We start from the raw sequence: 14,384 nt of genomic DNA on the forward strand, positions 1-14,384 counted from the left end.
TTGAATATCATTGTTTTGTCAAAGGAATTTCTTGGTTCGAGGCAAAGACTGCCATCATCCGTGACGCTGTTCGGGCGTATTTGACGAAACCGATTTATACGCTTGAGCCTATCAATCTTTATGCAACTGCGTAACTCCTAAAAATAAACGACAAAAAATTTATAACGGAACAAATTGTCAGGACAGATAAGTATGGAAATACTTTTTATTACTATTTGAAAGATGAGTCTGCAAGAAAATCTCCTGTCATAACAGATATATTAGATAATATTGCTGATATATTTTTTGCCTGCAAACAGCGTCAGCCAAAACAACGAACGGTTTCCATTCCTGTTATTCCTCCGATGAACAAAACGAATGTTTCTGATACATAGAGAAAAAAGTTCCGACTACACATTTCTTGGTCTTTTTGCAGGTGCTGGAGGACTGGATTTAGGTTTTGAATTGGCAGGATTTATTCATTCAGAATCAAATGAGATTTTAGAATGCGCTGTTGACACGCTAAAGATAAACCGTCCAGATTGGAACGTGGTTCATGGCGATGTCAGAGAGTATGCTCCAAGCTACAGGAACGGGCTGGATGTCTTGCTGGCTGGATTTCCCTGCCAAGGATTTTCTTTGGGCGGACACAGAAACGAATCTGACGAACGAAATTCTCTTTATAAAGAGTTGATCCGCATTGCCCGCATCATGCGGCCACGGGCGATTGTCATGGAAAACGTCCTTAATCTGCGAACGATGAAACATCCTGAGACAGGAAAGCCGTTTGCGCAGCAGATCGCCGACGATTTTGCTGCTGTTGGCTACAGCGCAATGTTTAATTTTTTAAAAGTTTCTCAATATGGCGTTCCGCAGACGCGCAGAAGATTCATTTTGATTGCCCATCGCGACAGTTCCTTAAAATTTTTTAATTTCCCAAAACCTGAAACAGAAATGTCTGTACGGAATTTCATATTTGATTTAGGGTAGGATGACTCTGTTCAAATTCCTAATCACAATCCAAAATGGGGATTCAAAAGCTATGCGCATACAGAAACAGGCAGCGGGGAAGAGTTTTCTGGCATTGCGCTGCCTGTCCGCTTAAGCAGAACAGCATCAGATGGACATCCTGTACGAGATTTCGACTCCCCCTTTCCAGCAATTGACACAGCGACAGTTTGGGGATGGGCTGCTGGAGATATTGCCGCAGAACGGATTGAAAAAGACAGATGCAATGGAATGTTCATTAGAAATCCTGAAGCGACAGCAAGGCTCTGGCGGATCAGCGCGAAAAGAATAAGGGCTTTCACCGCCAGAGAATATGCCCGCATTCAAACATTTCCTGATGACTGGGTGTTTTCAGGCAGCAACAAAAGAGAGCTGCAATTGCAGATAGGCAATGCAGTGCCGGTCATCTTCGCCAAAAAGATTGCCTTGAAGGTGCGGCAGGCATTGGAGGCGGCAGATGGAAAACGAAAAATTGCTTTTGAAGCAGGAGAACAGCTCCGGCTGTTCTGACATCTTCCCTCCAGCTTTCGCATAGTTGCGCTGAGCCGAAGCGGCTGAACAGCGCAACTATGCGGCACACTTCTCCTTCTGCCCGCCCCTGATGCAGAGCAAAAAAACAGACGCGCCCTACGCCGCCGGGCATCTCTCCTCCTACTGCCGCCTGCTGGGGAACAACGCCAACTACCGCCGTTATTGGCTCTCCGGCAGCATCAGCCAGATCGGCGACTGGTTCAATTACATCGCCATTTTTGTCCTGCTCAGTCAGCTCACCGGCTCCGGCAAAGCGGTAAGCTGGTTTCTGATCGCCAAGCATCTGGCTCCGGCCCTCTTCGGCCCGGCAGCAGGCGTGATCGCCGACCGCTACAGCCGCAAAGCCATTCTGATCAGCTGCGACCTGATCCGAGCCGCGCTGGTGTTGGGCTATCTGCTCGTGGAAGACAAGTCGCAGGTCTGGCTCATCTATCTGCTCGCTTTCACGCAGGAGGCGGTCTGGACTTTCTACAACCCGGCCCGGCAAGCCTCGCTGCCGAATTTGTGCAGCAAGGAGGAGCTGGGCATCGCCAACGGGCTGTCCGGCGCGTCGTGGTCGGTGATGCTGGCGGTCGGCGCGGCCTTGGGCGGCTTTCTTACTGCCCATCTCGGCTGGCAGGCGGCGATAATTGCCGACAGCCTCAGCTTTCTCCTTTCCTCGGCAGTCATGACTGCGGTCGTTCTGCCGCACCACGAACGCGCAACAGAACCAGCAGCCTTTTCCATCGGACGGCTCACGGGCTGGCATGATCTGCGCGAGGGATTTTTATACGTGCGGTCAGAGCCGAAAATCGCCGCGCTGCTGCTGATCAAAAGTGGCTGGGCCTTGGCGGGCGGAGTGCTGGTGATGCTGGCGGTCTTCGGGGAGCAGGTCTTCGGCGCAGGCGGAGAGGGCGGAAAAAGCGGGATATTGTTCTCAATGCGCGGGCTGGGCGCAGCTGTCGGCCCGATTCTCGCTTGGCGGCTGGTCGGGGAAAGCGAAGCGGCCATGCGGCGGGCGGTTGGCGCGGCGTTTTTTCTTTCCGCCGTCGCCTACCTTTTCTTCAGTCAGGCACCGGACATGCTCTGGGCCGCGCTCTGGGTCTGCTGCGGGCACGCCGCAGGCTCGGTGCAGTGGGTTTTCAGCACCACCCTGATTCACCGCAGCGTTGAAGACCGCTTCCGGGGCCGGGTCTTTTCAGCAGAAATGGCCATGCTCACCTTGGTGATGAGCCTGTCCATCTGGCTCACTGGCGCGGCGATGGACGCAGGCATCAGCCCGCGCCGCATCGTTTTTGGCTTGGCCCTGCTCTACATCCTGCCCGGCCTCGCCTGGAGCTGGCATCTGCAAAAAAACAAGGGGAGCTGAAAAGCTCCCCTTCGCTGTTCTTACCGGTGCTGCTCGCGCTCCCGGCGGAACTTTCTGCCGCTGTCCGCCGCCCTGTCGCCTCGATAGGCGGGCCGCTCGTCCTGCACCACCCGCACCGTCACCGGCTTGCCGTTGAAGTCAGCCCGCTCAAAGGCGTTGACGATCTGGGCGATGTACCGACTTTCACCCTCCAGCATGGCAGTGTTGCGCTGAATTTCAATCTTGCCGACTTTGATCCGCCCGCAGCCCGTCACCTCGTTGATCGTGCTGATCAGGTTTTCCGGGAGAATGCCGTTGCGGCGGCCCACGTTCAGGTGGAACTGGGCGAAATCTTTGCTCTCGCCCCGCTCGCCTGCCGTCGGAAACGACCGTTTGGGCCGCTCCTCTCTGCCGCCTTCTGACCCGCCGCGTGCTGCAAACGGTCTTTTCGTCTCCCGTCCGCCGCCAAAGGTTCTGCCGGGGCCGTCGCTGCGCGGAGGAGCAGCGCGCCGCTCGCCCGCCTTGGGATTGAGATCCGGCGCGTTCTTGTAATAATTCATGAACCTGCCGAACTCCAAGGCTATGATCTTTTTGACCAGCTCCTCGCGGCTCAGGTGCTCCAGCTGCCCGGCAACTTCCGCATACAGCGGCCCGACCTGCTCCTCGTCCACTGCCGCGCCGCTGATGCGCCCGATCAGGCTGACCAACTGCTTTTGGCAGATTTCCGGTCCGTTCGGAATTTGCCGCTGCTGGAACTGCCGCTTCAGCCTGCTTTCCAGCTGACGGATTTTGTACAGCTCGCGGGAATCCACCAGCACCACTGAGATGCCGGTCCGCCCGGCGCGGCCAGTGCGGCCGCTGCGGTGGGTGTAGTTGGCCGTGTCATCCGGCAGGCTGTAGTTGATGACGTGCGTCAGATCGCTGACATCCAGCCCGCGCGCGGCGACATCAGTTGCCACCAAAAGCTGGAGATTGCGGCTGTGGAATTTCTTCATCACCAGATCACGCTGGCTCTGAGTCAGGTCGCCATGCAGCGCATCGGCCTTGTAGCCGTCCTGAATCAGCTTGTCCGCGATTTCCTGCGTGTCCATGCGGGTGCGGCAGAAGATGATGGCATAAATCTCCGGGCAGCTGTCCAAAACTCGCTTCAGGGAGGCGAAGCGGTCTCTGGGGTGAATCAAATAGTATTCGTGGCTGATGGTCTCCGAGCCGGCGTTGCGCGTTCCGACGGTGATCTCCACCGGCTTGCTCATGTACTTGCTGGCGATGTCCGCCACTTCTCTGGACATGGTGGCGGAGAAGAGTAAGGTGTTCTTCTCCTTCGGGGTCTCGGCCAAAATCCCGTTCAGCTCCTCCTGGAAGCCCATGTTCAGCATCTCGTCGGCCTCGTCCAAGACGACGAAACGCACGGCGGCGATGTCTGCCAGATTGCGGCGGATCATGTCGCGCAGCCGTCCGGGCGTGGCGACGATGATATGCGCCCCGCGCCGCAGCTCGCGGCTCTGCTGCTCAATGCTCGCGCCGCCGTAAATGGCGACGATGTTGATACCGTTGATGTGGCGGGCAAAAGATTCCAAGTCCCGTGAGACCTGCATGCATAATTCTCTGGTCGGACAAAGGACCAAGCCCTGCGTCCGGCGGCTCGCCGGGTCGAGGAGCTGGATCAGCGGCAGGCCGAAGGCGGCGGTCTTGCCGGTGCCGGTCTGGGCCAGGCTGACAATGTCCGCGTGATTTTTCAAAATAAGAGGAATGGCCTGCTCCTGAATCGGAGTAGGCTCGGTGAAGCCGAGATCGGTAAGCGCGCTGATGATTTCGCTGCTGATGCCAAGATCTGCGAATGTGCTCATAAAAGGTGTTTCCTGTTTCAACTGAATGCAATTAGTGGAAAAAAGCAGTCCTGCGGGGAGGTCTGCTGCAAGACGCGGGTTGGGGCGGAATGGATGACCAAATGGACGGAAGATGAGAAGATGATAAAGATACACGGAAATCCGCCGCAGAACAAGCTGTTTTTTCGTTCCGCCTCTATTTTTCCGCCGCGTCGGCTGCGGCCTTGCGGCGCAGAGAAGGTTGACAGCGGGCTGAATATTCGGTTTAATAAAATTATTGAGTCATCTTTTGCTGCATCGTTCCAGACATAGCGGAATCATGGCATAATCGCCAGTCCCACAAAAGGCTTGTCCCTGCCGGAGCGATGCGTTTTCTGTCCGCAACCACTTTGAATGAGAGACCGCCATCATGGATAGACGTTCTTTTCTTGCCCTCGGAGCCAAGGCTGCCGCCGGAATCCTCCTCGCTCAAACTGTTCCCGCCCCGGTCTTGGCCTCGTCCCGTCCCCGCGCCGAAAAAGGCTTCAAAAATCTAGCTTTTTATCATACCCACACCCGTGAATGCCTTGACATCACCTACGCCCGCAACGGGGTGCATGATCCCAAAGCCCTTCACCAGATCAATAAATATCTTCGTGACTTCCGCACCAGCGAAGTGCACCCTATCGACCCGGACATACTTGACATCCTCTGGCAGATTCAGCAAGATATCGGCTGCGACAGCACCTATGAGATCATTTCCGGCTACCGTTCGCCGCAGACCAATCAGAAGCTGCGCGGCAGAAGCGGCGGCGTGGCCAAGCGCAGCCTGCACATGAAAGGCCAGGCACTCGACATCCGCCTCACCGGCAAAAACACCAAATTGGTGCGCGACTGCGCGGTGGCTTTGGAAAAAGGCGGCGTGGGCTACTACGCCGCCTCAGATTTTGTCCACATCGACACCGGCAGATTCCGCGTCTGGTAGGCTCGGCCTCAGCAGGCCGCCTCAGCCAGCGGAGCAGGCGTTTCAGCTACGCCAATGCGGCGGGCGGCCTCCATCAGCCTGCGGTCGTTGCAGTTGAGAATGACCGCGTCCAAGCCCGCCTCTGCCAGCAGCGGCAGCAGACGCTGGTGATGGCAGGCTGGAGCAGCCGGGTGCGAGGCGGACGGGCTGGACAAAGCTGCAATGCTCCGCGCCTCCTTCCTGTTCAGAAGGACAAGGCTGGTCAGCCAGTCAAGCGTCGGCTCAATATCGGGCAGGCCCTGCCAGTTAGGCCGGAGGATCGGGTCAAGATACAGCCGGGCCAGCGGCAGGCCGCTTTTTTCAGCAGCATCCAGCACCTCGGCAGCCAAGAGCAGACGGTCATCCGCAGAACAGGCGGTCAGGCCGGGACGGGTCAGCAGCACGGTCAGACCTGCGCCGCAGTCCCGCGCCAACGCCATCTTGTCAGGCAGGCTGGCCGGATCAGCAGTCACGGCGTTGACAGTCAGCTTTTCTCCATGCCGCAGCAGCAGCTCCGGGCGGGCCAGCACCTGCGACGCTGTGAAGAGCGGCAGTCTGGCCGCAGCCAGCACAGTCTCCATCGCCCAAGCAAGGAGGCCACTGTCCTTTCCTGCTGGGCCGAGGTTGAGATCCAACGCGTCAGCTCCGGCCTCGGCCTGCCGGACGGCCATCGCCGCTAAAGCGCGGCTGTCCCGCGCCGCCAGCGCACGGTGGAAGACCGGGTTGAGAATGTGCATGTCCTGCCCGATCAGGAGCAGGGGCCTTCTTGCCGCTCCGCCGTGCGGGCGGAGGCTTTCTTGGAATAAATTCATGATGATCTCCTTGCAGTGACGATGACGGCAATCTGCTGCCGGACAGGCTGGACAAGGAGGGGGGAGGGGCTGCGGCGGCATAATGCGCGGGCCGCCAGCACAGCGTGAAAGCAGTGCGGCATGACGTTTTTCCTTTCCTCGAAGGGAGTGAAACGGATGGTGCGCGTCGGCAGGTTTTCGGACTTGCGGACTTGGCAGGCAACGCGCCTGCGCCCTACTGACCGCCGCTTCCCGCGCCGAGGATCGGCGCAGTGCTGTTCCTTGCTGCGCAAGGAGACGGTGTTCGTTTCCGCTTACCGCTGCGGGACAGTTCCGGTCTCACACCGGATTCCCTCTTCAGCCGCCCGGCCAAACTGCGCCGGGCAGCCTCCACGCTTCCCTTGAAGCGTGCCGACAGCCATTTTGTGCAAGCTACTTTATATGGTGGGTGCGCTTCAGTCAAGCGCAAAATGCGGGGGCTGATCAGAGATCTTCCTCTGTGTCGACAGCGAGGCAGCAGCGGCCCTTGCCCAGCCGTTTGGCGGTGTACATGGCCTTGTCAGCGCAGCGGAGCAGTCTTTCCGGATCTGCGCCATGTTCAGGAAAAACAGCGATGCCGATGCTGGTGCGCAGGCCGCAGCCGCCAGGCAGGCAATTCAGCCCGCCAAATTCGTGGAGCATTCGCTCGGCAACGCCCGCCGCCTGCTCGACCGAGCTGACATCTTCAAGAATGGCGCAGAACTCGTCACCGCCGAGCCGGGCCGCCATGTCCTCGGCCCGCAGACAGCAGAGCATTTTCTCCGCCACTAATTGCAGAAAGCGGTCTCCGGCCAGATGGCCGAGGCTGTCGTTGACGGCCTTGAAGTTGTCCAAATCCAAATAGAGGAGCGCGACCAGAGTTTTTTTCCGCCGGGCGCGGGAGAGCGCGCCGCGCAGCCGCTCGTCGAACATGGCCCGGTTGGGCAGCTTGGTCAGCGGGTCGTGCATGGCCTGATAGCGCAGAATCTCCTCGGCTTTCTTGCGCTCGCTGATGTCGGAGAAGAGGGCGACATGATTGACGATGCCGCCGTCCGGGCTGCGGATCAGGGCGATGGAGAGCCAGAGCGGATAGACCTCGCCGTTGCGGCGGCTGTTCCACAGCTCGCCCTGCCAGCGGCCTTCCCGCATCAGCTCCTCCCACATCTGCCGATAAAATTCGCGGTCATGGCGGTCGGAATGCTGAAAAGAAGGCCGCTGGCCGATGACTTCCTCGCTCCGCCAGCCGGTGATGGCGGTGAAGGCCGGGTTGACCATGATGATCCGGTTCTCGGCATCGGTGATCAGCATTCCCTCGGAGCTGGTCTCAAACACGGTGTGGGCCAGCCGCAGACTGCGCTCCGCCTCTTTCTGCCCGGTCAGGTCGCTGATCACGCAGACAAAACCGCTGCATCTGCCGTCGCTGTCCCTCTGCGGGCTGAGCCAGTGGCCGCCGGGAAACTGGCTGCCGTCCTTGCGCACAAAGACCTTGTCGGCGTAATGCTGCTCCAGCGCGCCGCTGCGGAGCTGCTCCGCAGCCGCCCGCGCCTTGGCGGCGCAGTCCGGGCGGAGCATGTCCCAGAGGCGCATTCCTTGGAACTCCTCCTCGCTGTAGCCGAAAATCTGGGCGTACATGCCGTTGACCTTCTCATAGCGGCAGCTGATGTCCAGCACGCCGATGCAGACTCCGGCGTTGTTCAGCACCGCCTCGGTGCGGGCCTCGCTCTCCAGCAGGGCGGCATGGGCGCGCTCAAGAGCGCTGATTTTTTCTTTCAGCTCCTGATTGCGGCGGGCCAGCTCCAGCTGAGTTTTGCGCAGCTTGACATGGGTGGAGACTCTGGCGATCAGCTCGGACGGCTCGTAGGGCTTGACTAAAAAATCCGCGCCGCCGGCCTTGAAGCCCCGGATCCGGTTGGCCACGTCGCGCAGGGCGGTGAGGAAAAGCACCGGGATGTCCGCCAGATCTGGATCGGCCTTGAGCTGGGCGCAGACCTCGAAGCCGTCCATTTCCGGCATGCTGATGTCTAAAAGGATGATGTCGGGCTGATCGGCGCGGCAGCGGGACAGCACTTGGGTGGGATTGGTCAGAGACAGCGGGCGGAAGCCATGGCCTTTGAGGATGGCTTCCAAGAGAAGGAGGTCGCTGTGCCGGTCATCGACAATCAGAATGCGGGGCGGCGGCGCGTCAGGTGTGGCCAACGGTCTCATCCTTGCGGGTCATGGCCTCCATGATCAGCGCCATCAGGCTGGCCTGAATACGCTTTTTCGCTTTTTTGCCCGTCGGTATTTCGGTGAAGCGGATGCTGGCCCCCTCGACGACGATCAAAGAATAGGCCGCCTCCTCGCCGCTCTGGCCCCGAAACGAGGCATCGAAGACCTCGCCGTTCTCAATGTAGAAAAAGCCCTTGTCCTGATCCGGGGCGGTGATCTCGAGCAGGCAGGTCTTCTGCTCCAAAGCGATCATCTGGAGGAAGTTGGCCACCGAGATGCCTTTCATCATTCCGTCCGCTGTTTTGGGCTTGGCCAGGGCGTTCTGAATCGCCTCCACCAGCTTGTTGATGGTGAACGGCTTTTTCAGCAGCAGCTGGCCGGTCTGCCCGAACTGCTTCTCGATGTCCGGCGTGGAATGGGCGGTCATGATCACGCAGGGCGTTTTTGGAAACGCGTCATTGACATAGGCCAGCAGGGTCAGCCCGTCGATTTTCGGCATTTGCAGGTCAGTGATGATCAGATCCACCGGCTTGCGGTTGAGCACGCCGATGGCCTCCTCGCCGTTGTTGGAGAGGATGATGTCAAAATCCTGCTGATATTTTTTCAGACTGATCCCCAGCAGGCGCTGAAAGCCCAAGTCGTCATCCACTATAAGCACATTTTTCATGTTCCATGCTGCCGAAAAAGTTGGTCAGAAAGGCGCGGATCAGTCGTCCTTGTCCCGCCGTTCAAAATCCAGCAGCGAGCAGATCAACTGGTCGAGCTGCTCCGCCGCTTTGATCACAGGACGGCCTATTGTCTCAAATTCCTTGTTGTTCCGCAACATGCTGCCAATAGCGTCAATGCCGAAGAGGATGGTGGCGAGGCTCTCGCGCACTGCCTGCCGGTTCTGCTCCAGCACGCTGTTGATGGCCGACTCGGCGGCGTGGCAGCGCCGCGCGGGCTGCTCCCGGCTGTCTGGCGGCAGCAGATGCGCTGTGCCGCCGTCCTCGCCGTCCTCGTCAAAAAGGGGCAGATGGACAAAGCGGGGCAGTTCCGGGGCCGAGCCGAGCAGGCATTCGTCGCAGGCCGCGCCGCTGCGGCTGATGATGTCCGCGCTGCTCCTGCCGAGCATTTCTGAAAGCTGCATTCCGCACAGAGCCTGAGCCGCCCGGTTGGCCCAGATGATCCGCCGCCGCCCGCTCTCAATCAAAATCCTTTCCGGCAGGCTGTCCAAGATGGTCAGCAGGCCGCTGTTCTCCCGCTTCAGCCGCTCCTGCTCGCTCTCCACCTCCATGCTGCTTTGCCGGAGGGACTGGATCAGGCTCTCAGACTGCTTCCGCTGCTGCTCCAGAAGCTGCTTGATCCTCAGCTGGACCATGATCCGGGCATTGAGGATCTGGAGGTTGATCGGCTTGCTGATGTAGTCCACCGCGCCGAGGCTGAAGCCGCGCTGCTCGTCATCCTCGCGGTCGCGCGCGCTGACAAAGATCACCGCAATTTTACGGGTGACTGGATTTTCTTTCAGCCGCTTGCAGACCTCGTAGCCGTCCATGCCCGGCATGTTCAAGTCGAGCAGGATCAGATCCGGCTGCCGCTCCGCCGCCAGCACCAAGCCGTGGATGCCGGTGGAGGCGATGGAGACCGTGTACTCCTTCTCCAGCGTTTTTTTCATCAGCTGAAGGTGGAACACGTCGTCATCAACAAAGAGCAGGTGATAATGCAGCGTGTTGATTGTTTTCGCCGGAAACTTATGCGGAATGATCGTCTCTTTCGACATCGAATTGCCGCAGAACTGGCAGACAATCGGCGTGCTGTCAATCTGCTCCAGCAGCTCGTCCGGGACATTGTTCCGCCCGCCGCATTCCTCGCAGAAGATCAGTTTCATCGCTGTCAGCCTCCGCTCCGGGCGAGAAGAGGCCGCAGCCCCTCTTCCAGCTGGTCAAGCAGTCCGCCGTAATCTGCCGCTTCGCCTGTCTTGCCCTTCAGCTCCACCTGCCGGGCCAGCTCCGCCGCCTCCTTGAGGCCGATGCCGAGCAGCACGCCCTTGGCCTTGTGGCCGGCGGCGGAAAGGGCGGCCAGCTCGCCGGAGGCCAGATCTTTCCGGGCCTGCTCCAAGGTCTCTTTGATCGAGTCGGCGGAAATCTGCACCATCTGCTCGACCTGATCCGGCTCCAGCTGATACATTTCACTGAGATGCGCCGCGACCTTCGCCACCAGCTCTCCGTTGTCGTTTCCGTTTTTGTTCATTGTCGCCGCGTCCTCGGTCTGTGATTGCTCCGCCGCGCAGGCGCAGCTGATCATTTTTTCGTTCCGGCAGCACCGCTGCCGCCAGATCAGTTCGTATATCTGCCTGAAGATGACATTGTAGATGTCCTTGATTTGGAACGGCTTGACCGCGTATTCATCCATGCCCGCCTCCAGGCAGCGCTGCCGGTCCTCATGCAAATTGTGCGCGGTCAGGGCCACCACCGGCAGATGCCTGCCTTTGAGCCGGCAGCGCAAAGCATCGCGGAAATCATCCGGCAGCGTCATGCTGTCAAGACAGCAGGGGTCCTGCTCGCAGGCGCGGATGATTCTGGTCACTGTCAGCCCGTCCATGACCGGCATCTGCACGTCCATCAGCACCAGATCGAACGGCTCGCTCTCTTCGGTCAGCAGCTTGAGCGCCTCCAGCCCGTCCTTGGCCTCCGCGACCTGATGCCGGTCGCGGATGAGCGTGGCCTTGGCCACATACCGGTTTGACTCGCTGTCGTCCACCACTAAAATGCGCAGCGGCTTGATCTTGCTGTCATCACCGGGCTTCAGCGTCTTCGCCTCCTCCTCGCCGACTTTGCCGCAAAGAACAGTGAAGGTGAAGACGCTGCCTGCGCCCAGCTCGCTCTCGGCGCGGATGCCGCCGCCCATCAGCTCGCAGAGCCTGCGGCAGACAGTCAGGCCGATGCCGGGGCCGGGATTCTTCCGGCTGAGACTGGTGTCAATCTGATAAAAGCTGTCAAAGATATTTTCCAGCTGATCCGGGGCGATGCCCATGCCCTGATCACGGACGACAAAGGTCAGCCGCACCTGTTCCGCGCTGAAATCCTCCGCAGACGCCGTCACGGAAATTTTGCCGCGTTCGCTGAATTTTATGCTGTTATCGAGCAGCTTAACAAGAATCTGGCGCAAACGCAACGCATCTCCGGCGACAAATTCAGGAACCTCGGACCCGGCGGCCCAAGTCAGGCTGAGTTTTTTCTCCTCGGCCTGACAAGCGACCATCTTCACCGCGTCACAGATGACTGACCGCAGCTCAAAGGGCGCGTTCTTCAGCTGCGGCTTGCGGACCGGATCCATGTTGGCAATATCGAGGACATCGTCGAGCAGCAGCATCAGCAAATCAGCGGCCTTTTTGACCCGGTCGACATAGTCTTCCTGCTCCTCGTTCAGGCCGCTCTTCAGCGCCAGCTCGCTCATGCCGATGATGGAGTTCATCGGCGTGCGGATCTCATGGCTGATGTTGGCGAGGAAATTGGTCTTGGCCTGGCTGGCCTGCTCAGCCCGCTCCTTGGCCAGCTGGAGCTGCCGCTCCTCCTCCTTCTGACGGCTGATGTCCTTGGTCAGCCAGACCGCGCCCTGCTCCGGCAGGCCGGGGTCAATCATCTTGCCGGTCAGCGAGCACCAGAAAAAGCTGCCGTCCTTGCGCCGCATGAGCTGGTCGGCGTGAAAGACCTCATCCCGCGAGAACGCCTCCTGCGCGGCGGCAAGAGTCGCCCGGTGCGCCGCCTCGTCTTTGAAAAGCGAGCTGATCGGCGGCAGCTCCGACCCTTCCTCCCAGTCCGCGTGGCCGAACATCTCCGCCGCCGCCCGGCTGGCCCAGGCGAAGCGGTCATGCACCACGTGGGCGATGCCGATGGCCGCGTGCTCGACCATCAGCTCCAGCTTGGCCAGCTGGGCCTTGAATTTCCGCTCCAGCTCCAGCCGCTGGGTGATGTCATTTTTGATGGCAAGATAATAGCTGATCCGGCCTTTGTCATCATATAACGGGCAGACAGTCTGCCCCTCCCAGTACATCGAGCCGTCCTTTCTCCGGCTGCGGAGGAAGCCCTTCCAAGTGCCGCCGCCGCTGATCCGCCGCCATATCTCCCGGCTGAGAGGGGTGTCCCGCTCGCCCGCGCAAAGCGCCGCAGGCTCCGTGCCGCAGATCTCCTCCCGGCTCCAGCCGGTCAGCTCGGCAAAAGCCGGGTTGACATAGGCGATGCGGGCCTCGCGGTCGGTGATCACAATGGCGCTGGTGCTTTGCTCCACGGCCTGCGAGAAGAGGAAAAGCTGCTCCTGCTCCCGCTTCCGTTCGGAAATGTCCGAAAAAAAGGAGAAGCAGACATTGCCGCTGCCGGGCGCCGCGATGCAGGAGGAGTTGATCAGCACCGCCGCTGTCCCGCCGTCAGCCAGCCGCAGCCTGCCCTCCTGGCAGATGTCCCGCAGCCGCCGCACCTCCGTCAGGCCGCCGTCCTCTTCCGGCAGGAGAAACTCAGCAGGCAGGCGGCCCACAATCTGTTCAGCCTCCAAGCCCAGCAGGCGGCAGAGGCTCTGGTTGACCTCCAGAATGCGGCCTGTTGCAAAATCATTCAGCCAGAAGCCCTGCGGGTTGCGGTTGATGATTGTCTCATACTTCTCCTTTTCGACGATCCGCCGCTCGGCCTCGCGCTTGAGCGTTTCAGCGGCGAGCAGCGCCTGGCTGTGCCGCCGGTTGACCATCCAGAGCAGGCAGAGCATGACGCAGAGCATCGCGCCGAGCATGACCAAGTAGCCGGAATAATCGGAGGAGGCTGGATGATAGTTGCGGTGAAACCAGTCCCGGCTGACCACGTGAATCAGAGAAAGGTCACGGCTGACAATGGGATAATGAAAAATGTAATATTCGATTCCGGCGGCGTTTTTCTGCCGGAGGAAGCCGGAGGCAAGCAGTTCCTCCCGGCTGTAGCCTGGGAAGTCGAGCAGCTCGACAGCCAGCTGCGGCGGCGGGTTCTCCGGCAGAAAGCCTTTGGGCAGGGGCTGGAGGGAGGCCAGCGAGCTGTCCATGGTGTTGAAAAGAATGTTGCCGTCAGTGCTGAGTCCGATGCGGCTGTCCGCAGGCAGAGGCGGCTCTTTGGTGAACGAGGTGGTGAAGGTGTGAAGATAGAAGAAGCTCGGCCTGATCTCCAGCACCGCCACACCGATCCGCAGGCTGCCGTTTTTGATCGCCTGGGCGTAGTAGAGGCCGGTGCGGCCTGACCTCGAATCGAGCATCGCGTAGAAGCCGCTGCCGGTGCGCAGGGTGTTGCGGACGTAGTCGCGGCTGCCGTAGTTGCTGCCGACCTGCTCCTTCCGGCTTGAATAAAGACAGGAGCCGTCGAGGCTGACCAGAAACACCGTGGAGACATTCTCAATCGCGGCGATGGCCTCCAAACTCCTTTCCACCATTCCAGCGGCGACATCAGTCGCCGCCTCGCCGTTGAGATGCCGGTCCAAGGTGTTGATGATCACCGGATTTTTCACCAGCAGGCTGGAGATGCTGCTCAACTGGTTGTAAGTCTGGCGAAGGGCCTCGCCTTCCTGCGCCAGCGTGTAGCGGTAGATGCGGATGTCCTGAGCAAGATGCTGCCGATGGTTGTAGACGACAAACAGCCCTCCCAGAAGGACCAGCCCGACCAGACCTGCCGCCATGACGGCGTAGCGGATGAACAGTGTGCGGTTTTTCTTCATGCTGACTCAGG

Annotated in this window: 11 protein-coding genes, 1 pseudogene and 1 riboswitch; of the genes and pseudogenes, 6 read left to right on the forward strand and 6 right to left on the reverse strand. The window is 59.5% G+C overall.

All coding sequences use genetic code 11. The annotated features are described in order from the left end of the window. The first annotated feature begins 357 nt into the window (after positions 1-357). The 5 genes and pseudogenes from ACNKH3_RS02705 to ACNKH3_RS02725 all read left to right on the forward strand — a co-directional run bounded on the left by ACNKH3_RS02705 (position 358) and on the right by ACNKH3_RS02725 (position 2,866). The gene (locus ACNKH3_RS02705; RefSeq protein WP_420208153.1) at positions 358-969 is read left to right on the forward strand and encodes a DNA cytosine methyltransferase; all 612 of its coding nucleotides are present in this window, start codon (positions 358-360) and stop codon (positions 967-969) included. A 130-nt stretch (positions 970-1,099) separates the two neighbouring features. After that, the gene (locus ACNKH3_RS02710; protein ID WP_420208191.1) at positions 1,100-1,279 is read left to right on the forward strand and encodes a hypothetical protein; all 180 of its coding nucleotides are present in this window, start codon (positions 1,100-1,102) and stop codon (positions 1,277-1,279) included. Further along, a pseudogene (locus tag ACNKH3_RS02715) lies at positions 1,219-1,362 on the forward strand (DNA cytosine methyltransferase); the annotation flags it as partial. The gene ACNKH3_RS02710 and the pseudogene ACNKH3_RS02715, both read left to right, overlap by 61 nt. Before the next feature lie 3 nt (positions 1,363-1,365). Next, the gene (locus tag ACNKH3_RS02720; RefSeq protein WP_420208192.1) at positions 1,366-1,497 is read left to right on the forward strand and encodes a hypothetical protein; all 132 of its coding nucleotides are present in this window, start codon (positions 1,366-1,368) and stop codon (positions 1,495-1,497) included. A 91-nt stretch (positions 1,498-1,588) separates the two neighbouring features. Continuing rightward, a complete protein-coding gene (locus tag ACNKH3_RS02725; protein WP_420208154.1) occupies positions 1,589-2,866 on the forward strand; it encodes an MFS transporter in 1,278 nt (425 codons plus the stop codon). 20 nt (positions 2,867-2,886) lie between these two features. On the opposite strand, the gene ACNKH3_RS02730 is transcribed toward ACNKH3_RS02725, so the two are convergent. After that, positions 2,887-4,692, reverse strand: coding sequence for a DEAD/DEAH box helicase (locus ACNKH3_RS02730; protein WP_420208155.1), 1,806 nt, complete (start codon positions 4,690-4,692; stop codon positions 2,887-2,889). A 388-nt stretch (positions 4,693-5,080) separates the two neighbouring features. Here ACNKH3_RS02730 and ACNKH3_RS02735 point away from each other — a divergent pair, with 388 nt between their 5' ends. Then, a complete protein-coding gene (locus ACNKH3_RS02735; protein WP_420208156.1) occupies positions 5,081-5,635 on the forward strand; it encodes a YcbK family protein in 555 nt (184 codons plus the stop codon). An 8-nt stretch (positions 5,636-5,643) separates the two neighbouring features. Here the strand turns inward: ACNKH3_RS02735 and ACNKH3_RS02740 are convergent, their stop codons facing one another. The 5 genes from ACNKH3_RS02740 to ACNKH3_RS02760 form a co-directional block, all read right to left on the reverse strand. Next, positions 5,644-6,465: a hypothetical protein gene (locus ACNKH3_RS02740; RefSeq protein ID WP_420208157.1), complete on the reverse strand. Its 822-nt coding sequence runs from the start codon at positions 6,463-6,465 to the stop codon at positions 5,644-5,646. A 150-nt stretch (positions 6,466-6,615) separates the two neighbouring features. Further along, positions 6,616-6,851: riboswitch (cobalamin riboswitch) on the reverse strand. A gap of 76 nt (positions 6,852-6,927) precedes the next feature. Beyond that, positions 6,928-8,658, reverse strand: a complete 1,731-nt coding sequence (locus ACNKH3_RS02745) for a diguanylate cyclase domain-containing protein (RefSeq protein WP_417916055.1) — start codon at positions 8,656-8,658, stop codon at positions 6,928-6,930. Further along, positions 8,645-9,337 carry a response regulator gene (locus ACNKH3_RS02750; protein WP_417916056.1) on the reverse strand — a complete coding sequence of 231 codons (693 nt, stop codon included), beginning with the start codon at positions 9,335-9,337 and terminating at the stop codon, positions 8,645-8,647. The genes ACNKH3_RS02745 and ACNKH3_RS02750 overlap by 14 nt, the downstream gene beginning before the upstream one ends. Positions 9,338-9,376: 39 nt before the next feature. Next, complete coding sequence (locus ACNKH3_RS02755; RefSeq protein ID WP_417916057.1) at positions 9,377-10,537, reverse strand: response regulator; 1,161 nt, start codon at positions 10,535-10,537, stop codon at positions 9,377-9,379. Positions 10,538-10,542: 5 nt separating this feature from the next. Continuing rightward, on the reverse strand, positions 10,543-14,373 hold the full coding sequence (locus ACNKH3_RS02760; protein ID WP_417916058.1) for a PAS domain S-box protein: 3,831 nt from the start codon (positions 14,371-14,373) through the stop codon (positions 10,543-10,545). Between the last annotated feature and the right edge of the window lie 11 nt (positions 14,374-14,384).

This window comes from Candidatus Electronema sp. JC (assembly GCF_048287365.2).
GTDB lineage: Bacteria > Desulfobacterota > Desulfobulbia > Desulfobulbales > Desulfobulbaceae > Electronema.